Raw genomic sequence first — 21,874 nt, 5'->3', positions numbered from 1 at the left:
TTTGTGCGGGTAGTCTGAAGGAACCTGCTCAGCACCACACACCGGGAGTGCCAGTGGCACGCGTCGTAGTCGACGTCATGCTCAAGCCGGAGATCCTCGACCCCCAGGGCCAGGCGGTGCAGCGCGCACTGCCGCGGTTGGGATTCGAAGGGATCTCGGACGTCCGCCAGGGAAAGCGATTCGAACTGGAAGTTGACGGGCCGGTCGACGAGGCCGCGCTCGCCCGCATCCACGATCTTGCGGAATCCTTCCTCGCCAACACCGTGATCGAGGACTTCACCGTCAGGGTCGAGGAAGTCACGGAGGCCGTGAAGTGACCGCTCGTATTGGCGTCGTCACTTTCCCCGGCAGCCTCGACGACCGTGACAGCCGGCGCGCTATCCGGCTCGCGGGTGCCGAGCCGGTCGCCCTGTGGCACAAGGACAAGGACCTCCAGCAGGTCGACGCCGTGGTGCTCTGCGGCGGATTCTCCTACGGCGACTATCTGCGCGCCGGGGCCATCGCCCGTTTCTCGCCGGTGATGGACACCGTCATCGAGCAGGCGAAGGCGGGACTGCCGGTCCTCGGCATCTGCAACGGCTTCCAGATCCTCACCGAGGCGCACCTGCTCCCCGGCGGCATGCTCGGCAACGACCACCTGCACTTCATCTGCCGCGACCAGAAGCTGCGGGTGGAGAACGCGGACACCGCCTGGACCGGCGACTACACCGCCGGGCAGGAGATCAGCATCCCGCTGAAGAACATGGACGGCCGCTACGTCGCCGACGCGCGCACGCTGGACGAACTCGAGGCCGAGGGCCGGGTCGCCTTCCGCTACGTCACCGACGGCGAGGCCGCCGACGGCTACGGCAACCCCAACGGCTCGCTCAACGACATCGCCGGCATCACCAACGCGGCGGGCAACGTCGTCGGCCTGATGCCGCACCCCGAGCACGCCGTCGAGCCGCTGATCGGCACCGGCCGCACCGACGGCCTCCCGTTCTTCACCTCGATCCTCAAGAAGCTGGTAAGCGCATGAGCAGGACGCCTCTGGACACGGTCGAGCACGCGGCCGAGACCCCCGACGTCGAGCTGCCGTGGGCCGAACTCGGTCTGAAGAAGGACGAGTACGAGCGCGTGGTGGAGATCCTCGGCCGCCGCCCGACCGGCGCCGAGCTCGCCATGTACTCGGTGATGTGGTCCGAGCACTGCTCGTACAAGTCCTCCAAGGTCCACCTCCGCCAGTTCGGCGAGAAGGCCCCCGAGTCCGACGCGATGCTCGTCGGCATCGGCGAGAACGCCGGTGTGGTCGACGTCGGCCAGGGCTACGCGGTGACCTTCAAGGTCGAGTCGCACAACCACCCGTCCTACGTCGAGCCCTACCAGGGCGCCGCGACCGGCGTCGGCGGCATCGTCCGCGACATCATCGCGATGGGCGCCCGTCCGGTCGCCGTCGTGGACCCGCTGCGCTTCGGCGCCGCCGACCACCCGGACACCAAGCGCGTGCTGCCCGGCGTCGTCGCCGGCATCGGCGGCTACGGCAACTGCCTGGGCCTGCCGAACATCGGCGGCGAGGTCGTCTTCGACGCCTGCTACCAGGGCAACCCGCTGGTCAACGCCGGCGCCATCGGCGTCATGCGGCACGAGGACATCCACCTCGCCAAGGCCTCCGGCCCGGGCAACAAGGTCATCCTGTACGGCGCCCGGACCGGCGGCGACGGCATCGGCGGCGCGTCCATCCTGGCCTCCGAGACCTTCGACGACGCCAAGCCCTCCAAGCGCCCCGCCGTCCAGGTCGGCGACCCCTTCCAGGAGAAGCTCCTCATCGAGTGCACCCTGGAGGCGTTCCGGGAGAAGCTGGTCGTCGGCATCCAGGACCTCGGCGCGGCCGGCCTGTCCTGCGCCACCTCCGAGCTGGCCTCCAACGGCTCCGGCGGCATGCGCGTCACCCTCGACGACGTACCGCTGCGCGACTCCACGCTCTCGCCCGAGGAAATCCTCATGAGCGAGTCGCAGGAGCGCATGTGCGCGGTGGTGGAGCCGGAGAAGGTCGACCGCTTCCTCGAGATCTGCGAGAAGTGGGACGTCATCGCCACCGTCATCGGTGAGGTCACCGACGGCGACCGCCTGGAGATCTACTGGCACGGCGGCAAGATCGTCGACGTCGACCCGCGCACCGTCGCCCACGACGGCCCGGTCTACGAGCGTCCCTACGCCCGCCCCGACTGGCAGGACGCGCTCCAGGCCGACGACGCCGGCAAGCTGCCCCGCCCGGCGACCTCCGAGGAACTGAAGGACCAGGTCCTGAAGCTGGTGGGCTCGCCCAACCAGGCCTCGAAGCAGTGGATCACCCAGCAGTACGACCACTTCGTGCAGGGCAACACCGTGCTCGCCCAGCCCGAGGACTCCGGGATGATCCGCGTCGACGAGGAGACCGGCCTCGGCGTCGCCATCGCGACCGACGGCAACGGCCGGTACGCCAAGCTCGACCCGTACACGGGTGCGCAGCTCGCACTCGCCGAGGCCTACCGGAACGTGGCGACGACCGGCGCCACGCCCCTCGCGGTCTCCGACTGCCTGAACTTCGGCTCGCCCGAGGACCCGGCCGTCATGTGGCAGTTCGCCGAGGCCGTGCGCGGTCTGGCCGACGGCTGCCTGCAGCTCGGCACGCCGGTGACCGGCGGCAACGTCTCGCTCTACAACCAGACCGGCGAGGCCGCCATCCACCCGACCCCGGTGGTCGCGGTCCTCGGCGTCATCGACGACGTGGCCCGGCGCACGCCGGTCGCCTTCCGGGAGGAGGGCCAGCTGATCTACCTCCTCGGCGACACGCGTGAGGAGTTCGGCGGCTCGGCCTGGTCCCAGGTCGTCCACGACCACCTCGGCGGCCTGCCGCCCGCGGTCGACCTGGAGCGCGAGCGGCTGCTCGGCGAGATCCTGATCTCCGCCTCCCGCGACGGCATGATCGACTCCGCGCACGACCTGTCCGACGGCGGTCTGGTCCAGGCCGTGGTTGAGTCGGCGCTGCTGGGCGGCAAGGGCGCGCGTCTCGTCGTACCGGACGGGCTGGACGCGTTCACGTTCCTGTTCTCCGAGTCGGCCGGCCGTGCGGTAGTCGCCGTACCGCGTTCGGAGGAGCTCCGCTTCACCGACATGTGCGGTGTCCGCGGCCTCCCGGCGACGCGCATCGGCGTCGTCGACGGGGACACGGTGGAGCTCCAGGGCGAGTTCGCGCTCACCCTCGAGGAACTGCGCGAGACCCACGAGGCGACGATCCCGGCGCTGCTGGCCTGACCGGCTCCGCCCTTCCCGCCCTCCCGCACGACCTTTCTGCACGAAGCCCCCGCCCGGGTCAGGGCGGGGGCTTCGGCGTTGAGCGGGCCCGCAGCGGAAGGGGTTGCAGATGATTACGTAGTTACGTAATCTCGAAATCGTGGAACTCGAAGAACGTGTCGCCGACCTCGAACGCCGGCTCGCCGCACTGGAGACGGCCGGGGCGGCGGAGACGGCGCGCCGCGGCGCCCCCCGCCTGGGGGAGGGCGACTTCTGGGCGCTGGAAGGGCTGAAGAACCAGCTCGCCGAGCTGAGGGCGGCCGACGGGGGCGTGCTGTTCACCGGCGCGGTCCGGCTGCCGACCGGCGAGCAGTACGAGTGGCAGCACGGCGCCCTCACCGGAGGACTGCTGGAGGACGACTGGCCGGCCGCCGCCGAGCCGCTCGCCGCCCTCGGCCATCCGGTCCGGCTGCGGCTGCTCCGCGAGATCCTCGGCGGCCGGCGCACCGCCGCCGAACTCGCCGAGCTGGACGGAGTCGGCACGACCGGCCAGATCTACCACCATCTGCGCCAGCTCACCGGAGCCGGCTGGCTGCACACCACCGGCCGGGGCCGCCACGAGGTGCCGGCGGGCCGGGTCGTACCACTGCTGGTGCTGCTGTCCGCGGCGCGGCCCTGACCACGCCCGCTCACCGGGCCCGCTCACCGGGCCCATGACGACCAGGGGAAACCATGTCCGCACGCAAACTCGCCATGAGGACCTTCCGCGGTTTACAGCTGGGCTTCATCGCCCTGGTGACCGCCCACATCTGCCTCGGCTGGGGCTACTCGCGGTGGTGGAACTTCCTGCCGCTGCTTCTGGCCTACGTCCTGATCACCGTGGTCAACCGATGGGGCGGCGGCGCCCCGGACCACCCGCGCTTCGCGCGTGAACCGGTCGAGGTCGACCCGCCCGTGACCGGCCGCTGGTCCGCGCTGAACAGCCCGGCCGACCGCACCCCGAGCCACGGCACCCACGCCTACGGCCAGACGTACGCCATCGACATCGTCGCCGAGCCCGAGCCGGGCGCCCGTCCCGCGTTCTCCCCGCTGTGGCCGCTCGCCCGCCGCCCCGACGCCTTCCCCGCGTTCGGCGTCCCGCTGCGGGCGGTCGCCGACGCCACGGTCGTCCGGGTCTCGGACGGGCAGCGCGACCACCTCAGCCGCACCTCGCTGCCCGGACTGCTGTACCTGATGCTCGTCGAGGGCTCGGTGCGCGAGATGGGCGGGGTCCACCGGATCACCGGCAACCACCTGGTGCTGGACCTCGGCGGCGGAACGTATGCCGCCTACGCGCACGTGCGGCGCGGCTCGTTCACCGTCCACGAGGGCGACAGGGTGCGGGCCGGACAGGTGCTCGCCCGCTGCGGCAACTCGGGCAACTCCTCGGAGCCGCACCTGCACTTCCAGCTGATGGACGGCCCCGACCCGGACACCGCCCGGGGCGTCCCGTTCACCTGGAGCGGCGTCGGCGTCCCCCGGGGCGGCGAGGTGTTCGACGTCCCCGAATCGGCGCCGATCGCCCCCGCATAGGCTGCCGCCATGCCCCCGGCCAAGAAGCGCACCCGCTCCTACGACCCCGCCAGGACCCGGGCCGCCGTACTGGCCCAGTTCGAGAACGTCCGCGCGGCCGTCCGGACCCTCACTCCCGAGCAGCTCGCGCTGCCCACCCGCCTCGGCGACTGGACCGTGCGGGACCTGATCGCACACCTGGCCCTGACCGTCGCGAGCGTCGGCCGGGCCCTGGAGCGGGACGAACCGGCGAAGCCCGACCTCACGCTGCCGGACTACCTCTCCGCGACCGCCGCCCACGCCGGCGCCATCGCCGAGGGCTCCCGGGACCTCGCCGGGGCGACCCCCGACCTCGACGCCCTGCTCACCCGCACCGGGGAGGACCTGGCCCGGCACCTCGCCGCCGCCCCGCACACCCGCGTCCTCGCGACGCGCGCCGGCGCCATGACCCTCACCGACCACCTGGTCACCCGCGCCGTCGAGCTCGTCGTCCACACCGACGACCTGAACGCCGCGGTGCCCGGCCTGGACGTCCCCCACGACCGTCAGGCCCTCGCCGCCTGCACCCGGCTGCTGGCCGACACGCTCGCCGCGAAGGCTCCCGGCGGCTCGACGGAGGTGCGGATCCCGCCGTATGCGGTCGTCCAGTGCGTGCAGGGGCCGAGGCACACCCGGGGCACCCCGCCCAACGTCGTCGAGACCGACCCGCTGACCTGGCTCCGCCTGGCCACCGGGCGCACGACGTGGCAGGACGCGGTGGCCGGCGGCACGGTCGGCGCGAGCGGGGGGCGGGCGGACCTCGGGCCGTACCTGCCGCTGACGACGTGAGGCGACGACGGCGGTGGACGTGAGGCGACGGCGGTCGACGTGAGGGGAACCGGAAGTCCCCTGTCTCCGTCAAAGCGACATGTACACACAAAGGAACAACCGGCGCGGACGGCGCACTGTTCTCGTGGCGGCCACCGCAGCCCTCTCCGTCCCCTTCGTGGCGGCCTGTGGGGGTGAGCAGGCGGACGCGGGAGCGGGCGCCGGGCGGGCGAGCGCGGTCGGTGCGACGACGGGCACGGCGGAGCGGACCCTCGTCGGCTCCCGCTGGAACGTCGACAGCATCACCGCGAACGGCACCACCCTCCCCGCCCCCGTCGACTCCCACATCACCGTCGGGGACGACGGCCGGACCGACGGCCGGTACGCCTGCAACCACTTCCGCGGCGAGACCGAATTCGACGGAGACCGCGTCCGGTTCTCCGTCTCCACCACCCTGGTGGCCTGCGACGACGAGCCGCGCAAAACCTTCGAGCGCACCCTCGCCCGCGCCCTCTCCCTCCCGGACGGCGCTCTGAAGGTCCGGGTGAGCGACGACCGGGTGACCCTCACCGCCGACGACGGCACCACCGTCCGGCTCAGCGAGAGCACCGGGGACACCCCCCTGTACGGCACGAAGTGGAAGAACACCAACCCCGACTCCGAGAGCGGCTCCCACCTCACCTTCGACGAGGAGGAGGGCACCGTCTCCGGAAGCCTCGGCTGCAACAAGGTGAACGCCGACGCCACCGTCCGCGACGGCCATATCACCGTCGGCACGCCCACCACGACCCGAATGGTGTGCGAAGACTCACTCATGGAGACCGAGAAGCGGCTGCTGAAGTTCTTCGACACCACGCTCAGCTATCGGGTCGACCACCGGACGATGACGCTGACCAGGGAGAACGGTCCGTCCGTCGAATTCTTCGCCCCCACGTGAGCCGGGGCTGAGGTGGTGTACCCAATTCGGACCAGCACGCGACCTCGCCTACACTCGGTGGCGTGCCACGTGGTGACGGACGACTCAACCACGACCTGCTCCCCGGAGAGAAGGGCCCCCAGGACGCTTGTGGCGTCTTCGGTGTCTGGGCTCCGGGCGAAGAGGTCGCCAAGCTCACGTACTTCGGGCTCTACGCCCTCCAGCATCGGGGCCAGGAATCCGCGGGTATCGCGGTCAGCAACGGCTCCCAGATCCTCGTCTTCAAGGACATGGGCCTGGTGTCCCAGGTCTTCGACGAGACTTCGCTCGGTTCGCTCCAGGGTCATATCGCGGTCGGTCACGCCCGCTACTCGACCACCGGCGCCTCCGTGTGGGAGAACGCCCAGCCCACCTTCCGCGCCACTGCGCAGGGATCGATCGCGCTCGGCCACAACGGCAACCTGGTCAACACGGCGGAGCTCGCCGAGCTGGTCGCCGAACTCCCCAAGGAGAACGGCCGCGTCCCGAAGGCGGCGGCCACCAACGACACCGACCTGATCACCGCCCTGCTGGCCGGCCAGCGCGCCGCCGACGGCGAACCGGTAACCGTGGAGCAGGCCGCTCACGTGGTCCTCCCGAAGGTCAAGGGCGCCTTCAGCCTCGTCTTCATGGACGAGGACACGCTGTACGCGGCCCGCGACGCGCAGGGCATCCGCCCGCTGGTCCTCGGCCGGCTGGAGCGCGGCTGGGTGGTGGCCTCCGAGTCCGCCGCCCTCGACATCTGCGGCGCCAGCTATGTGCGCGAGATCGAGCCGGGCGAGTTCGTCGCCATCGACGAGAACGGCCTGCGCTCCTCCCGATTCGCGGAAGCGAAGCCCAAGGGTTGTGTCTTCGAGTACGTGTACCTGGCCCGTCCGGACACCGACATCGCCGGCCGTAACGTCTACCTCTCGCGCGTCGAGATGGGCCGCCGCCTCGCCAAGGAGGCGCCCGCCGAGGCCGACCTGGTGATAGCGACGCCGGAGTCCGGCACCCCGGCCGCCATCGGCTACGCGGAGGCGTCCGGCATCCCCTTCGGCGCCGGTCTGGTCAAGAACGCGTACGTCGGACGGACGTTCATCCAGCCGTCGCAGACCATCCGGCAGCTCGGCATCCGCCTGAAGCTGAACCCGCTCAAGGAAGTCATCAAGGGCAAGCGCCTGGTCGTCGTCGACGACTCGATCGTGCGCGGCAACACCCAGCGCGCCCTGGTCCGCATGCTCCGTGAGGCGGGCGCCGCCGAGGTGCACATCCGGATCTCCTCGCCGCCCGTGAAGTGGCCCTGCTTCTTCGGCATCGACTTCGCGACCCGTGCCGAGCTCATCGCCAACGGCATGTCCGTCGAGGAGATCGGCACCACGCTGGGCGCCGACTCCCTGGCGTACATCTCCCTCGACGGCATGATCGAGGCGACGACCATCGCCAAGCCGAACCTGTGCCGCGCCTGCTTCGACGGCGAGTACCCGATGGATCTGCCCGACCCGGAGCTCCTCGGCAAGCGACTGCTGGAGACCGAGCTGGCCGCCGGTACGGCCGAGCCGGCCGCGGTCGACGCGATCCGCCGCCCGTAAGCCCTGCCGCAACGAGACGAAGGCTTTCACCGTCATGTCCGAGAACACTGGCGCCGGCCCCGCGGCGGCGTCCTACAAGACCGCGGGCGTCGACATCGACGCGGGCGACCGAGCGGTCGAGCTGATGAAGGAATGGGTCAGGAAGACCCGGCGTCCCGAGGTCCTCGGCGGCCTCGGGGGCTTCGCCGGCCTCTTCGACGTCTCCGCGCTCAAGAACTACGAGCGTCCCCTGCTCGCCTCCGCCACGGACGGTGTCGGCACCAAGGTCGACATCGCCCGCCGGATGGGCGTCTACGACACCATCGGCCACGACCTGGTCGCCATGGTGATGGACGACATCGTGGTGTGCGGCGCGGAGCCGCTGTTCATGACCGACTACATCTGCGTCGGCAAGGTCCACCCCGAGCGGGTCGCCGCGATCGTCAAGGGCATCGCCGAGGGCTGTGTGCTGGCCGGCTGCGCCCTGGTCGGGGGAGAGACGGCCGAGCACCCGGGCCTGCTGGGCGAGAACGACTTCGACGTCGCCGGCGCCGGCACGGGCGTCGTGGAGGCCGACCGGCTGCTCGGCGCGGACCGTATCCGCGAGGGCGACACGGTCATCGCCATGGCCGCCTCCGGACTCCACTCGAACGGGTATTCGCTGGTCCGGCACGTTCTGCTGAACCAGGCCGGACTCGCCCTGGAGAGCCACATCGACGACCTGGGCCGCACGCTCGGCGAGGAACTCCTGGAGCCCACCCGGATCTACTCGCTGGACTGCCTGGCCCTGATCCGCACCACCGAGGTGCACGCCTTCAGCCACGTCACCGGCGGCGGCCTCGCGGCCAACCTGGCCCGCGTCGTCCCCGACGGGCTGCACGCGGTCGTGGACCGCTCCAGCTGGGCCCCGGGCCCGGTCTTCGACCTCGTCGGCCGGACCGGTTCGGTCGAGCGCCTGGAGCTGGAGCGGACCCTCAACATGGGCGTCGGCATGGTCGCGATCGTGCCGGAGGAGTCCACGGACGTGGCGCTGACGACCCTGGCCGACCGAGGGCTGGACGCCTGGGTGGCCGGCGAGATCACCGGCCGTGGCGACCGGACCACGGGAGCGGAACTGGTGGGTGACTACGCGGGCTGAGCGAGCCGGGCGACCGGGTGCGCCGGGCGTCCCGGTGCCTTCGCACGCAGAGCATGCGAAGGCACCGGGCATGCCGAGCACACCCGGTACGCAGCCGGCCCGCGCGGGCGGGCAGCACAGAACCCGGTCGGTGACCGGAGCCACCGACCGGGCTGATGATTCAGTGCAAGGTCAAGCGCCACGACGTTGTGGCGGGGACTTGTCGTCCTCGTCATCGTCGTCGTCCTCATAGAGGTCGGCGTACCGTGCGTACAGGTCGTCGTCCTGCTCATCGTCCTCCACAGGGTCACCGATGACATTCGGTGACGTGTTCGAAGGCGATGCACCCAGCTCCTCGGCCAGACGTGCGAGGTCCGTGCCGCCGCTGTTGTACTTCAGCTGGCGGGCGACCTTTGTCTGCTTGGCCTTGGCCCGGCCGCGCCCCATGGCTCGACCCCCTCAACGACGGGGCTCGACGGCCCCAGAGTCTTGACACGCGTTCATGGTCCGGCACGGACTCTCCGTGGAGAGGCCGGTCCGTAGGGCTCCCACGGTACCTGAGCCCACGCCCATACGGTACGTCGCCCGCATGACGTGCCCCCTTCCGGGACCCTCGGAGCACCCTGTTCTCCCTGGTCACGTGCGATTTCAAGCACTTGTCGGGGGGCGACCCGCCGGGAGAAGTGAGAGTTCTCTCGAAGTGGCACTCCACGGGTACCGGCCATATGTGCGAACGGCGTGGGGGGGCGGACCCGCCGGCCCGCCCCCGCACGCCGTACCGCACGTGCCCCGTACGCGCCCTGACGCGTCATGTGGGCGCCCGTACGCGCTCTGTACGTGTCATGGCCTTGCCCCGTACGGCTCCCGTACCGCTTCCGTACGGCTCCCGTACGGGGTTCAGCGTGACGCGCGCGCCTCCGCCATCCGCTGTTCGGCGATCCGGTCGGCCGCCGCGGCCGGCGGAATCCCGTCCGACTTCGCACGTGCGAATATGGCGAGCGTGGTGTCGAAGATCTTCGCCGCCTTCGCCCTGCACCGGTCGAAGTCGAAGCCGTGCAGCTCGTCGGCGACCTGGATGACCCCGCCGGCGTTCACCACGTAGTCCGGCGCGTAGAGGATCCCGCGGTCGGCGAGGTCCTTCTCGACGCCCGGGTGGGCGAGCTGGTTGTTGGCTGCGCCGCAGACCACCGCAGCGGTCAGCACCGGCACGCTGTCGTCGTTCAGCGCGCCGCCCAGTGCGCACGGGGCGTACACGTCCAGACCCTCGGTGCGGATCAGCGCCTCGGTGTCGGCGACGGCCGTGACGCCCTGCGGGTGCCGGTCCAGGACCCGCCGTACGGCGTCCTCGCGCACGTCGGTGATCACGACCTCCGCGCTCTCCTTGCGCAGGTGCTCGACCAGGTGGTGGCCGACCTTGCCGACGCCCGCCACACCGATCCTGCGACCGCGCAGCGAGGGGTCGCCCCACAGGTGCTGGGCCGAGGCCCGCATCCCCTGGTAGACGCCGAACGCGGTGAGGACGGACGAGTCGCCGGCGCCGCCGTTCTCGGGGGAGCGGCCGGTGGTCCAGCGGCACTCGCGGGCCACGACGTCCATGTCGGCGACATAGGTGCCGACGTCGCAGGCGGTGACGTACCGGCCGCCCAGCGAGGCGACGAACCGGCCGTAGGCGAGCAGCAGCTCCTCGCTCTTGTCCGTTCTCGGGTCGCCGATGATCACTGCCTTGCCGCCGCCGTGATCGAGACCGGCCATGGCGTTCTTGTACGACATTCCGCGCGCGAGGTTCAGCGCGTCGGCGACGGCCTCCTCCTCGGTCGCGTACGGGTAGAAGCGCGTGCCGCCGAGGGCGGGGCCCAGGGCGGTGGAATGAAGGGCGATGACGGCCTTGAGGCCACTGGCACGGTCCTGGCAGAGCACAACTTGCTCGTGACCGCCCTGCTCCGAACGGAACAGGGTGTGCAGGACGCCGTCAGATACGTCGGTCACGGTGGTGACTCCTGAGTAAGTAGCGGCGGGTGGACACAGTTCCCGAAACTCCCCCGCGCTTGTGGCTGTGGGGGCGGTGGCGGAGGCTGTGAGCACGAGGTTAGGGCCTGCCGCCGGTGAGGGCGGCAACGTGTCCAGGATCACCTTCGCGCGGCTTCCCGTGCGGGAGCGCCGTGCGACGATTTGTCCGGATGGCCCGTATGTCCGCGCCATCCGTCCGTCGCCCGGGCGTCCGCGGGCGGACCCGCAGGTTTTCGCGCCGGTGCGCGGGGGAGGGAGCAGGCGTGCCCAAGGTCTCCTCGGTGATCGTCCCCTACGCGACCTACCTGCGCGTGTACGAACCGCTGACCGCCTTCCCCGAGCCGGAGCGCAGTCACTGGGCCCGTTACGCCCGCCGCCCCGACCTTCCCTCCTACCAGGACGAACTCCGTCTGGCCCTGGCCGGCGTCGTGCCGACACCGCCGGTCCCGGTCCCGGTGCGGGAGAGTGAGGACGCGTTCGTGCTGGAGGTCGACGGCGTGGTCTGCGTCTGCCCCTGGCGCACCCGGCTGCGCGGCTGGCAGGCACTGGGAGAACTCGCCGAGGAGTTCCCCCTGCCGGTCCTGGACGTGCTCCTGCCCCCGTTCGTGCGGCGCCAGGCTGCCGAGGACTACGAGCGCTGGATGACCGCCCATCCCGAGGCCCGGCCGTGGATCCGCACCGCGACCTGGCAGGTGCCGATCAACTGGTTCGTGCTGGTCTCGGACGAGGAGCGCGAGTACGACGAGGGCTGCCGGAGCTCCCCCGGTTCCGTCGGCTCCGCGAGTTCCACCGGTGAGGCCCCCGTGCTGCGCTACCGCACCCCCATGGTCGAGGCGCGCCGGCGGGTGGCGCGCGGGCTGCGGGCGCTGAAGACCGCCATGGACGAGGGGCCGCTGATCGACGGCCTGGTGGACGTGGGGCGCTGGCTGGAGGAGTTCCATCCGCGGTCACTGGTCGAACTGGACTACGGAGGCCTGGTGCACGCCCTGCCGGCCGGTGTGCTGGAGGACGACCACTCCGCGGCGGACGTGGCCGAGGGGATCGCGGCGCTGCGCCGCGGCGACGGGGTGACCGCGGGAGAGGCCTACGGGCGGCTGGTGGAGCGCTGGCGCTCGGTCCGGGACCTGCGGTCGGCCAACTGACGCCCGGCCGCGATAACGAACTGGCGTTTGACCAAACGCCCTTCTTGGGGTTTTGTCTTCGCCCTGAGGTTTCGTCACCCTGGACCGGACAACGGACGTACCAGCCGATCCGGGCGTATGTCCCAAGCGGGTCAAGGGTGACGGACCGCACGTACGCGGCCCTTGCGCCGCTTGCCCCCCCTCGTGCCAAAATAGGACAAGGAGTCCGGGGAGGACTCCTCCGTCCTGCTGTGCTCGACTATGGGCGGAATCTCGGTATTGCGTGCTTTGGGGGACCAGCGCCTCCTGATCGCGGGTGTGACTGATCGTCACAACCGCGTGACTGTCCGCTATGGCATGGTCCATCGGCTTCCGCGGCTGATGAACACCTGGGAGGGCAATTCCATCGGTTTGGCCGACGCGGCTGGACGGATGGTGTAGTTGTAGTGCCGAGGACAAGCCGTTCGTCCTATAACCGACTCGACTCGCGTCCGCCATTTCGGGCAACGCGGGTCAAGGTGCAGAATTTAGAGGAAAGAACCGAGAAGGTTCGGTTCTCCCGAGGAGGCCGCTCATGACCGCTCGCACCCCTGATGCCGAGCCGCTGCTGACCCCGGCTGAGGTCGCCACCATGTTCCGCGTCGACCCGAAGACGGTCACGCGTTGGGCGAAGGCCGGCAAGCTCACGTCGATCCGCACGCTCGGCGGGCATCGCCGTTACCGCGAAGCCGAGGTTCGCGCCCTGCTCGCGGGCATTCCGCAGCAGCGCAGCGAGGCCTGAACAACTGAATAAACCGGACGAATCGGCTGCTCCCCCAACTCGCCGAGACGTTCGGACCCCTAGCTCCACACGACGTGGGGACTGCCCCAACAGGCCCCTCGCCCAAGCCGATCAGAGCTTTCCCGGCAGCTGAACCGGGTGCGTCGTCGATCGCGCTGGACTCCGCCGAGTCCAGCGCGATTTTTTTGTGCGGTGCCGTGGGGTGCGCCGCCGGAGATGTGTCGGCGCGGCCTCCGGGGGCGGGCGCGTGCGGTGTCCGTGCGCGGGCCCGTCCGGCTCCGGGGGGCGTCTGCGAGGTCACCTGTGCGGAGGTTTGTGCGGGCCTCCGGGGGTAGTGCAATTGCACATATTAAATTGACTTGTTGTAGGGGGTGGGTAAGCGCCGGACTTTCCAAAACTCACAGGGTGACACCCGTCACATGCCGGTCGTCTTGTTGGGCCACCGGCATATGCGTTAGAGCGGCGGGCGCCGGGCCCGGTGGGGAGCAACTCGGTGGCAGGGCACGGGGACTGGGCGGCCGGGGGTGCTGGGCTAGGCGGTGGGGGCGCCCTCGCCTTCGACGCGCTCCGGAGGGCGCTCCGTGGACTCGGCCGGCCGCGAGGGCTCGGCGGTGCGTGATGACGGCTCGACGTACTCGACGTACTCGACGTACTCGACGGTGTGGGGCGTGGAGTCCATGGCCAGCCGCAGCAGGCGGTGGCAGACCGGGCAGTGGCGGGTGAGATGCCCGAACGGCGAGGCGGCCGAAAGATGTGCGCGGAGCAGTGCCCGTGTCTCGTGCCTGGCCGGTGTCGGCATGTGCCACCTCCCGTGGCCGCGCCGAGGGCGGCCCTGCTCTCTGAGGTACCCAGGGAATCCCGCCCCGTCAAGACATGCGGACCCCGCCAGGAGGTCGCAGAGGCGCGCGAAGCGGAGCGCGGGACTCCCGGACCCTCAGGATCACCTGAAAGGCCCTCAGGCGGCCGGTGAGGGGCGTTGAACGCGGGTGTCGGCGACGGGGGAGGGTGAAGGTACGGGGAGGGGGCGCGGGACGGAGGGGGCGGATCCCGCCGTGAGGGTGGGCGCGGCCCTCGCCTCGACAGGGTCTCGGGTGAGGGTCCGGGGAACGCGAGAAGGGCCCCGCCTGACGGCGGGGCCCTTCGATCGTGCGGTCCTGACGGGATTTGAACCCGCGGCCTCCACCTTGACAGGGTGGCGAGCACTCCAAACTGCTCCACAGGACCTGGAGCCCCTCCCAGACCCTTGAGGCACTGGGGGAGTTTCGCAGTGCGATTGCTGTCTTGCGCTGCGAAAAGAGACTGTACAGGAGCCGCGGCCCGCTGGTCGAACTCACCCTGTGTGGCCGCCGTGTCACGGAACGGCGGCGTCGATCGCCTTCACGATCCGCTTGTCCGAGACCGGGTACGCCGTGCCCAGGGCGTGGGCGAAATAGCTGACCCGGAGCTCCTCGATCATCCAGCGGATGTCCAGCACCTGCTGCGGCACCGGACGGCCCTGGGGCAGCTGTTCCAGCAGCCAGGCGTACTCGTCCCGCATCTCGCGGACCTTCTCCATGCGGGTCGTGTCCCGCTGGACGTTCGCCGGCATCTGCTGGAGGCGACGGTCCACGGCCACCAGGTACCGCATCAGGTCCGGCAGCCGGCGCAGTCCCGTCTCCGTCACGAAGCCCGGCTTCACCAGGGCGTCCAACTGTCCGCGCACGTCCTGGAGGTTGGCCAGCAGCGCGGGGCTGCGTACGCCCTTCAGCCGTCGCTCGCACGCCTGCCAGGCGGCCAGCACCTGCTGCACCTGACCCACTGCGCGGACGGTCGTGTCGACGATCTCGGCGCGCACCTTGTCGTACAGCTTGCGGTACGACTCCTCGTCCCACACGGGCCCGCCGAAGTCCGCGATCAGCCGGTCCGCCGCCGCCGTCGCGCAGTCTTCGAACAGCGCCTGGATGGAACCGTGCGGATTCGCCGACAGGGCGAGCTTCTGGGCGTTCGTCAACTTCTCGGATGCGAACTTCGCAGGGTTCACCGGGATGTTGCGCAGGATCAGACGACGCATGCCCTTCCACATCGCCGGCTGCTGTTCCGCCTCCGTGTCGAAGAGGCGTACGGAGACCGTGTCGCCGTCGTCGACCAGTGCGGGGAACGCCTTCACCGGCTGACCGGCCCGCCGTGTCTCGAAGACACGGGTCAGCGTGCCGACGGTCCAGTCGGTCAGACCCGTCCGCTCCAGCGACTCACCGCCCTCGCGCTGGGCCGTGGCGGCCGCCGCCTGGGAGAGCGCCTGGCGGGCCTTCGGCTTCAGCCGGATCCGGAGCGCCTCCAGGTCCTTGTCCTCGGCGATCTTCCGGCGCCGCTCGTCGGCGATCCGGAAGGTGACCTTCAAGTGGTCGGGGACCTTGGACCAGTCGAAGTCGTCCGCGTCGAACGGCACCCCGACCATGCGCTTCAGCTCGCGGGCCATCGTCACGGTCAGCGGCTCCTGGAGGGGCACCGACCGCTCCAGGAACGCCTTCGCGTAGTTCGGCGCCGGCACGTAGTGGCGGCGGATCGGCTTGGGGAGGGAACGGATCAGCTCCGTGACGACCTCCTCCCTCAGCCCCGGGATCTGCCAGTCGAAGCCCTCGTCCGTGACCTGGTTCAGCACCTGGAGCGGCACGTGGACCGTCACCCCGTCCGCGTCCGCACCCGGCTCGAACTGGTACGTCACCCGGAACGTGAGGGCGCCCTGCCGCCAGGAGTCCGGATAGTCGGCCTTGGTGACGGCCTCGGCCGACTCCCGGATGAGCATCTCGCGCTCGAAATCGAGGAAATCCGGCTGCTCGTGCCGTTTGTGCTTCCACCACGAGTCGAAATGCGCCCCCGACACGACGTGCTCGGGCACCCGCTGGTCGTAGAAGTCGAACAGGGTCTCGTCGTCGACCAGGATGTTCCGGCGCCGCGCCCGGTGCTCCAGCTCCTCGACCTCGGTGAGCAGCCTGCGGTTGTCCGCGAAGAACTTGTGATGCGTGCGCCAGTCGCCCTCGACCAGCGCGTTGCGGAGGAACAGCTCGCGCGACACCTCGGCGTCGATCCGGCCGTAGTTCACCTTCCGCTGGACGACGATCGGTACGCCGTACAGCGTGACCTTCTCGTACGCCATCACCGCGGCCTGGTCCTTCTCCCAGTGCGGCTCGCTGTACGTGCGCTTCAGCAGGTGCTCGGCGAGCGGCTCGACCCACTCCGGCTCGACCTTCGCGTTGACCCGTGCCCACAGCCGGGAGGTCTCGACGAGCTCCGCCGACATCACGAACCGCGGCTGCTTCTTGAACAGCGCCGAACCCGGGAAGATCGCGAACTTGGCGTTGCGCGCGCCCACGTACTCGCCGCGTCCGCCGCCGTCCTTGCGGCCGTTCCCGTCCTTGCGCCCGTTCTGACCGGAGTCCTTCGACTCCTTCACGTCCTTCATCCCGATGTGGGAGAGCAGGCCCGAGAGGAGGGAGATGTGGATGCGGTCGCCGGGGGCGTCCTCCTCGTTGAGGTGGATGCCCATCTGCTTGGCGACCGTGCGCAGCTGCGTGTAGATGTCCTGCCACTCACGGATCCGCAGGAAGTTCAGGTACTCCTGCTTGCACATGCGCCGGAAGGACGACGAGCCGCGCTCCTTCTGCTGCTCCCGTACATAGCGCCACAGGTTGAGGTAGGCGAGGAAGTCGCTGGTCTCGTCCCGGAACCGGGCATGCTGCTGGTCCGCCTGGGTCTGCTTGTCGGCCGGCCGCTCGCGCGGGTCCTGGATGGACAGCGCCGCCGCGATCACCATGACCTCGCGGACGCAGCCGTTGCGGTCCGCCTCCAGCACCATGCGCGCCAGCCGCGGGTCGACCGGCAGCTGGGCCAGCTTGCGCCCGGTCTCCGTCAGCCGCTTACGGGGGTCCTTCTGCGCCGGATCCAGCGCGTTGAGTTCCTGGAGCAGCTGCACGCCGTCGCGGATGTTCCGATGGTCCGGCGGGTCGATGAAGGGGAACTTCTCGATCTCGCCGAGGCCCGCCGCCGTCATCTGCAGGATGACCGACGCCAGGTTGGTCCGGAGGATCTCCGCGTCCGTGAACTCCGGGCGGGTGACGAAGTCGTCCTCGCTGTACAGCCGGATGCAGATGCCGTCCGACGTACGTCCGCAGCGGCCCTTGCGCTGGTTGGCGCTGGCCTGCGACACCGGCTCGATCGGCAGCCGCTGCACCTTGGTCCGGTGGCTGTAGCGGGAGATCCGCGCGAACCCGGGGTCGATGACGTACTTGATGCCCGGCACCGTCAGTGACGTCTCCGCGACGTTGGTCGCCAGAACGATCCTGCGGCCGCTGTGCTGCTGGAAGACACGGTGCTGCTCGGCGTGCGAGAGCCGCGCGTAGAGCGGCAGCACTTCGATGCCGTGCCGATCAGCGCCGCCGGCGCGGGGATACGCCTTCTTCGTCAGCGCGTCCGCCGTGTCCCGGATCTCCCGCTCGCCGGACAGGAAGACCAGGATGTCGCCGGGCCCCTCGGCCATCAGCTCCTCGACCGCGTCCGTGATCGCGGTGATCTGGTCGCGGTCGGCGTCCTCCGAGTCCTCCTCGAGCAGCGGCCGGTACCGCACCTCGACGGGATACGTGCGACCGCTGACCTCGATGATCGGCGCGTCGCCGAAGTGCCGGGAGAACCGCTCCGGGTCGATGGTCGCCGAGGTGATGACGACCTTCAGGTCCGGTCGCCTGGGCAGCAGCTGGGCGAGGTAGCCCAGCAGGAAGTCGATGTTCAGCGACCGCTCGTGGGCCTCGTCGATGATGATCGTGTCGTAGGCGCGCAGCTCACGGTCCGTCTGGATCTCGGCGAGCAGGATGCCGTCGGTCATCAGCTTCACGAAGGTGGCTTCCGGGCTCACCTGGTCGGTGAACCGCACCTTCCAGCCGACGGCCTCCCCGAGGGGGGTGTCCAGTTCCTCCGCGACCCGCTCCGCGACCGTGCGGGCGGCGATCCGGCGGGGCTGGGTGTGCCCGATCATCCCGCGGACGCCCCGGCCCAGTTCCATGCAGATCTTCGGGATCTGCGTGGTCTTGCCGGAACCGGTCTCACCCGCGACGATCACCACCTGGTGGTCGCGGATGGCCTCGGCGATCGTGTCCTTCTTCTGGCTGACCGGCAACTGCTCCGGATACGTGATCGCCGGCACCCGCGCCCGCCGCCGGGCCATCCGCTCCTCGGCCTTGGCGACCTCCGCCTCGATCTCGCCGAGCACGGAAGCCTTGGCCTCCGGCTTGCGGATCGTGCGCGCACCTTCGAGCCTGCGCCCGAGCCGCTGCGTGTCGCGCAGCGAGAGCTCGGTCAGGCGAGAAGCGAGAGTGCCGAAGGAAGGGGCGCCGGAGGAGGGGGCGCCGGAGGAGGGGGCGCCGGAGGAGGGGGCGGAGGCAGGGTGCGTGGACATACGGGAACCAGGATCTCATTCTCGAGAATTCTGTGGCGAACGGTTTTGGCCCGCCGGTCCGCGGCCCTCACCGCACCTTGAGCCACCAGGACCGATGAGTGCACGAGAACACCCCCTCCGGAACCCGGAGGGGGTGTGTGATGTGGCTGGGGCCGGGGTCGAACCGGCGACCTATCGCTTTTCAGGCGATCGCTCGTACCAACTGAGCTACCCAGCCACGAGATTTCCTGGGAAACCTCAGCGGTCCTGACGGGATTTGAACCCGCGGCCTCCACCTTGACAGGGTGGCGAGCACTCCAAACTGCTCCACAGGACCAAGCTCCGTACGACAGTGTCGCACAGGGTGGTGCGTGCCCCCAACGGGATTCGAACCCGTGCTACCGCCTTGAAAGGGCGGCGTCCTAGGCCGCTAGACGATGAGGGCTATCGGCCCGCCTGGGCGCTTCTCAGCGCGTCGGGGACGTCCGAAGCATATGTGATGCCGGGAGGGATCGCCAAAACGGTTTACGGCACGGGTGCCGAGGAGGTGGGGGAGGGGAGCCGGGCGGGCGGCGGGGATGACGGCGGGGACGACGGCGAGGAAGGGGAGCCGGAAGGGGAATCGGCAGGTGAGCCCGTGGGTGACCCCGACGGAGAGCCGGAGGGAGCACCGGACCGGGACGCGCCCGGCTGGTTCTCCTCCGGGAGGTGCCGGCTGACCTCCGCCGTGGTCAGGCCCAGGCCGCCCAGTCTGATCGCGTCCCAGGCCTGGAGGCGGCGGGTGTCGCGGTCGAAGTAGAGGATCGAGGTCTCGATCGGGTCGGGGTGTTCGCCCTCGATCGCGCGCAGGCCGCTGCCGCCGGTGGAGCCTTCGATGCGGAGCCGGGTGCCGTACTTCATGACCTCGGTCTTCTGGCGGTGGACGTGCCCGGCCAGGACGAGGGGCACCGTGCCGTCCACCTCGCGGGCCGCCGCCGGTTCATGGGCGACCGCCACGTCGACCGGGGTGCCGGCGGCCCGCTGGTCCCGCAGGGCGGAGGCCAGACGGGCGCCCGCGAGTTCCTGGGACTGCGCGGCGCCGGGTTTCGTGGAGCGGTCCGGGGTGAACTGCGGGTCGCCGATGCCGGCGAAGCGCAGGCCCGCGACGGTCCTGGCCCGTCCGTCGTCCAGGACGTGGACGTTCTCGAGGCCTTCGAGATAGCGCTGGGTGACGAGCGAGTCGTGGTTGCCGCGGACCCAGACGTAGGGGGCGCCGAGGTCCTCGATGGGGTCGAGGAAGCCGTTCTCGGCGGCGGTGCCGTGGTCCATGGTGTCGCCGGAGTCGACGATGACGTCCACCTGGTACTGCTCGACGAGCGAGGCGATGATCGCCCAGCTCGCGGGGTTGAGGTGGATGTCGGAGACGTGCAGGACCCGGAGGGTGGTCGGGTCGGGCTGGTAAGCGGGGAGCGTGGAGGTGGCGTCGTAGAGCTTCGTCACATTGGTGACCAGGCGGGCCAGCTCCTTCTGGTAGACGTCGAACTCCGTGACGATGCTGCGGGCGTTGCCGACCAGGGAGGGCGCCGAGGAGAGCAGCCCGGAGAACCTCGGTTCCAGGACGGAGTCCGGGTTCCAGGTGGCGTAGGCGGTGCCGCCGGACGCGGCCAGGAGGGTGAGGGCGAGGCCGCCCGCAGCCAGGGCCCGGCGCGGGCGGCGGTAGACGGCGAGGCCGAGAGCGGTGGCGCCGGTGACGACGGCGACGACGGAGCGCACGGCGAGGTCGGCGGTGCCGCGGGCGATGTCCTGGGTGACTTCGTCCTGGAGCCCGGAGAGGCGCTCGGGGCGGTCGACGAGGGCCTGGGAGCGGGCGGGGTCCAGCTGGTCGACGTTCACGTCGAGGCGGACGGGGGCGTGGTGGCTGTCGAGTTCGAGGGCTCCCAGGGGAGACACGTTGATCTTCGTACCGCCCGTGAGGGACGGGCGCAGGGTCATGGTCGTGTCCATGGGGCCGACGGGGACGCGCACATCGCCCACGATCAGCAGGCCGAGCCAGGCGCCCAGCAGGACGACGGCGAAGAGTCCGACGACGCGTTTCCAGGGGCGGGGGGGCCGGGCGGCGAGTGTGGTGGTGACGGCCGTCGCCGTGGCGGCGGGGCGGCGGGAGCGGTGACGGCGGGTGAGGGCTCGCGGGACCCTTCGGATGCGGTGACGGAGGTTCCTTGCTGCGGAGGGGACGCGTGCCATTGGTCCCGTATGCCCATGCGGCGCGCCGGATATGCGGGACGTCCGGCGGCACTCGTACGGATGGGTCATGACTGACAATGGCCCTGTGCTGGAGATGACGCGTGGGGAGTTCGAGGAACTGGTCGCCGAGGCGCTCGACCGGATCCCGCCGGAGCTGACGCGGCTGATGGACAACGTCGCGGTGTTCGTCGAGGACGAGCCGCCGGCGGACGATCCCGAGCTGCTGGGGCTGTACGAGGGGACTCCGCTGACCGAGCGGGGCGAGTGGTACGCGGGGGTGCTGCCGGACCGGATCACCATCTACCGGGGGCCGACCCTGCGGATGTGCGAGTCCCGGGAGGACGTCGTCGCCGAGGCGGAGATCACCGTGGTGCACGAGGTCGCGCATCACTTCGGAATCGACGACGCCCGGCTGCACGCACTCGGCTACGGATAGGTCACCGGCGTGTCACCGGTGTGCCGACGGCGTGTCCTCTTGCGGGTGGCGGGAGTTGGGCAGTCCGACCCAGCATTCCGACCGGAGGTGGCCTCGTGCGCCCCTTGTACGTACCTGTCCGCCTGGCCGCCACCGTCCTGGCCGTCGTCGCTGCCGCCGGCTGCATGAGTGTCGGTGGGGAGGGGCCGGCCGGGGCCGGGCCGACGTCTTCCGCGGGCCGTTCGGAGGGCGAGGCGCCCGACGGGGGGCCCGAGGTGCCGGACGGCAAGGGCGGTCATGGTGCCGCGGCGGCCGAGGGCGGGAGCGAGCACCGCGAGGGCGGCGGCAGGAAGGGCGAGCGGGGCCAACGGAAGAAGGGCGGGGCGGGAGCCTCGTCCGCCGCCGGGGTGTCGCCCTCCCCGGGGACGAGTGGGCCGGTGCCGGACGACGGCGGGCCGGGTGCGTCGGCGGGGCCGACCCCTGACAGTCGGCCGGAACTGCCGGAACCCACCCGGCCGGCGGATCCGGAGCCCACACAGGCGCCGCCGGAGCCCTCGGTCCCGCCGGAGCCGACGGCCGCGGAGCCGTCCTCGTCGGCGCACGAGCCGCCGGAGGTCCAACTGGTGCACCGGGAGCCCGCACCGGAGGCGGGGGCGCCGGTCTAGGAACCCGCTCCGTGCCTCGTCCCACC

Annotated in this window: 18 protein-coding genes and 4 tRNA genes; 13 read left to right on the top strand and 9 right to left on the bottom strand. The window is 70.6% G+C overall.

Features of this window, described 5'->3' with window-relative positions; genetic code table 11:
* Positions 1 to 53 precede the first annotated feature (53 nt).
* From purS to purM, 9 genes are all read left to right on the top strand, one after another.
* The gene (gene purS / locus OHB56_RS20520; RefSeq protein WP_406354893.1) at positions 54 to 317 is read left to right on the top strand and encodes a phosphoribosylformylglycinamidine synthase subunit PurS; all 264 of its coding nucleotides are present in this window, start codon (positions 54 to 56) and stop codon (positions 315 to 317) included.
* On the top strand, positions 314 to 1,018 hold the full coding sequence (purQ, locus tag OHB56_RS20515; protein WP_406354892.1) for a phosphoribosylformylglycinamidine synthase subunit PurQ: 705 nt from the start codon (positions 314 to 316) through the stop codon (positions 1,016 to 1,018). Before purS ends, purQ begins: the two co-directional genes overlap by 4 nt.
* Positions 1,015 to 3,273 carry a phosphoribosylformylglycinamidine synthase subunit PurL gene (purL, locus tag OHB56_RS20510; protein WP_055595980.1) on the top strand — a complete coding sequence of 753 codons (2,259 nt, stop codon included), beginning with the start codon at positions 1,015 to 1,017 and terminating at the stop codon, positions 3,271 to 3,273. Before purQ ends, purL begins: the two co-directional genes overlap by 4 nt.
* A 139-nt stretch (positions 3,274 to 3,412) precedes the next feature.
* Positions 3,413 to 3,931, top strand: a complete 519-nt coding sequence (locus OHB56_RS20505) for a winged helix-turn-helix domain-containing protein (protein WP_326753585.1) — start codon at positions 3,413 to 3,415, stop codon at positions 3,929 to 3,931.
* Between the two features lie 53 nt (positions 3,932 to 3,984).
* A complete protein-coding gene (locus tag OHB56_RS20500) occupies positions 3,985 to 4,824 on the top strand; it encodes a M23 family metallopeptidase (protein WP_406354889.1) in 840 nt (279 codons plus the stop codon).
* A 9-nt stretch (positions 4,825 to 4,833) separates the two neighbouring features.
* Positions 4,834 to 5,631, top strand: a complete 798-nt coding sequence (locus tag OHB56_RS20495; protein ID WP_406354887.1) for a sterol carrier family protein — start codon at positions 4,834 to 4,836, stop codon at positions 5,629 to 5,631.
* Positions 5,632 to 5,755: 124 nt separating this feature from the next.
* On the top strand, positions 5,756 to 6,547 hold the full coding sequence (locus tag OHB56_RS20490) for an META domain-containing protein (protein WP_406354885.1): 792 nt from the start codon (positions 5,756 to 5,758) through the stop codon (positions 6,545 to 6,547).
* A 62-nt stretch (positions 6,548 to 6,609) separates the two neighbouring features.
* On the top strand, positions 6,610 to 8,136 hold the full coding sequence (purF, locus tag OHB56_RS20485) for an amidophosphoribosyltransferase (protein ID WP_326753581.1): 1,527 nt from the start codon (positions 6,610 to 6,612) through the stop codon (positions 8,134 to 8,136).
* 34 nt (positions 8,137 to 8,170) lie between these two features.
* Positions 8,171 to 9,253: a phosphoribosylformylglycinamidine cyclo-ligase gene (gene purM, locus OHB56_RS20480; RefSeq protein WP_326753580.1), complete on the top strand. Its 1,083-nt coding sequence runs from the start codon at positions 8,171 to 8,173 to the stop codon at positions 9,251 to 9,253.
* Between the two features lie 171 nt (positions 9,254 to 9,424).
* Here the strand turns inward: purM and OHB56_RS20475 are convergent, their stop codons facing one another.
* Together OHB56_RS20475 and OHB56_RS20470 are read right to left on the bottom strand one after the other, a co-directional pair.
* Positions 9,425 to 9,679, bottom strand: a complete 255-nt coding sequence (locus OHB56_RS20475) for a DUF3073 domain-containing protein (RefSeq protein WP_326753579.1) — start codon at positions 9,677 to 9,679, stop codon at positions 9,425 to 9,427.
* Positions 9,680 to 10,129: 450 nt separating this feature from the next.
* Complete coding sequence (locus OHB56_RS20470) at positions 10,130 to 11,218, bottom strand: Glu/Leu/Phe/Val dehydrogenase dimerization domain-containing protein (RefSeq protein WP_326753578.1); 1,089 nt, start codon at positions 11,216 to 11,218, stop codon at positions 10,130 to 10,132.
* 284 nt (positions 11,219 to 11,502) lie between these two features.
* On the opposite strand from OHB56_RS20470, the gene OHB56_RS20465 reads away from it, so the two are divergent.
* Positions 11,503 to 12,381 carry a hypothetical protein gene (locus OHB56_RS20465; protein ID WP_406354883.1) on the top strand — a complete coding sequence of 293 codons (879 nt, stop codon included), beginning with the start codon at positions 11,503 to 11,505 and terminating at the stop codon, positions 12,379 to 12,381.
* Positions 12,382 to 12,934: 553 nt separating this feature from the next.
* Positions 12,935 to 13,141, top strand: coding sequence for a developmental transcriptional regulator BldC (bldC, locus tag OHB56_RS20460; protein ID WP_003949541.1), 207 nt, complete (start codon positions 12,935 to 12,937; stop codon positions 13,139 to 13,141).
* 532 nt (positions 13,142 to 13,673) lie between these two features.
* Here the strand turns inward: bldC and OHB56_RS20455 are convergent.
* The 7 genes from OHB56_RS20455 to OHB56_RS20425 all read right to left on the bottom strand — a co-directional run bounded on the left by OHB56_RS20455 (position 13,674) and on the right by OHB56_RS20425 (position 20,768).
* On the bottom strand, positions 13,674 to 13,940 hold the full coding sequence (locus OHB56_RS20455; RefSeq protein ID WP_406354882.1) for a DUF6274 family protein: 267 nt from the start codon (positions 13,938 to 13,940) through the stop codon (positions 13,674 to 13,676).
* A 350-nt stretch (positions 13,941 to 14,290) separates the two neighbouring features.
* Positions 14,291 to 14,365, bottom strand: a tRNA-Asp gene (locus tag OHB56_RS20450).
* Between the two features lie 127 nt (positions 14,366 to 14,492).
* On the bottom strand, positions 14,493 to 18,566 hold the full coding sequence (gene hrpA / locus OHB56_RS20445) for an ATP-dependent RNA helicase HrpA (protein WP_406354880.1): 4,074 nt from the start codon (positions 18,564 to 18,566) through the stop codon (positions 14,493 to 14,495).
* Positions 18,567 to 18,709: 143 nt separating this feature from the next.
* A tRNA-Phe gene (locus OHB56_RS20440) sits at positions 18,710 to 18,783 on the bottom strand.
* Positions 18,784 to 18,807: 24 nt separating this feature from the next.
* Positions 18,808 to 18,882: transfer RNA gene (locus OHB56_RS20435), tRNA-Asp, on the bottom strand.
* A gap of 35 nt (positions 18,883 to 18,917) precedes the next feature.
* Positions 18,918 to 18,990: transfer RNA gene (locus tag OHB56_RS20430), tRNA-Glu, on the bottom strand.
* A gap of 80 nt (positions 18,991 to 19,070) precedes the next feature.
* Entirely contained in the window at positions 19,071 to 20,768 is a 1,698-nt protein-coding gene (locus OHB56_RS20425) for a metallophosphoesterase (protein WP_406354878.1), read from the bottom strand.
* A gap of 85 nt (positions 20,769 to 20,853) precedes the next feature.
* Between OHB56_RS20425 and OHB56_RS20420 the strand changes: the two genes are divergently transcribed.
* Together OHB56_RS20420 and OHB56_RS20415 are read left to right on the top strand one after the other, a co-directional pair.
* The gene (locus OHB56_RS20420) at positions 20,854 to 21,204 is read left to right on the top strand and encodes a metallopeptidase family protein (RefSeq protein WP_326757071.1); all 351 of its coding nucleotides are present in this window, start codon (positions 20,854 to 20,856) and stop codon (positions 21,202 to 21,204) included.
* A 95-nt stretch (positions 21,205 to 21,299) separates the two neighbouring features.
* Positions 21,300 to 21,848 (top strand): hypothetical protein, encoded by a 549-nt coding sequence (locus tag OHB56_RS20415; RefSeq protein ID WP_326753573.1) that lies wholly within the window; start codon positions 21,300 to 21,302, stop codon positions 21,846 to 21,848.
* The last annotated feature ends 26 nt before the right edge of the window (positions 21,849 to 21,874 follow it).

The sequence above is a fragment of the Streptomyces sp. NBC_01635 genome (assembly GCF_045209715.1).
Classification (GTDB): Bacteria; Actinomycetota; Actinomycetes; order Streptomycetales; family Streptomycetaceae; genus Streptomyces; species Streptomyces hirsutus.
This window is presented reverse-complemented; position numbering and strand designations above follow the sequence as displayed.

What these genes read in the sequence shown, in the direction of transcription:
- purL (WP_055595980.1), top strand. Translation starts at nt 1,015, where the DNA reads ATGAGCAGGACGCCTCTGGACACGGTCGAGCACGCGGCCGAGACCCCC.
- bldC (WP_003949541.1), top strand. Translation starts at nt 12,935, where the DNA reads ATGACCGCTCGCACCCCTGATGCCGAGCCGCTGCTGACCCCGGCTGAG.
- OHB56_RS20455 (WP_406354882.1), bottom strand. Translation starts at nt 13,940, where the DNA reads ATGCCGACACCGGCCAGGCACGAGACACGGGCACTGCTCCGCGCACAT.
- OHB56_RS20495 (WP_406354887.1), top strand. Translation starts at nt 4,834, where the DNA reads ATGCCCCCGGCCAAGAAGCGCACCCGCTCCTACGACCCCGCCAGGACC.
- hrpA (WP_406354880.1), bottom strand. Translation starts at nt 18,566, where the DNA reads ATGTCCACGCACCCTGCCTCCGCCCCCTCCTCCGGCGCCCCCTCCTCC.
- OHB56_RS20425 (WP_406354878.1), bottom strand. Translation starts at nt 20,768, where the DNA reads ATGGCACGCGTCCCCTCCGCAGCAAGGAACCTCCGTCACCGCATCCGA.
- OHB56_RS20475 (WP_326753579.1), bottom strand. Translation starts at nt 9,679, where the DNA reads ATGGGGCGCGGCCGGGCCAAGGCCAAGCAGACAAAGGTCGCCCGCCAG.
- OHB56_RS20500 (WP_406354889.1), top strand. Translation starts at nt 3,985, where the DNA reads ATGTCCGCACGCAAACTCGCCATGAGGACCTTCCGCGGTTTACAGCTG.
- purM (WP_326753580.1), top strand. Translation starts at nt 8,171, where the DNA reads ATGTCCGAGAACACTGGCGCCGGCCCCGCGGCGGCGTCCTACAAGACC.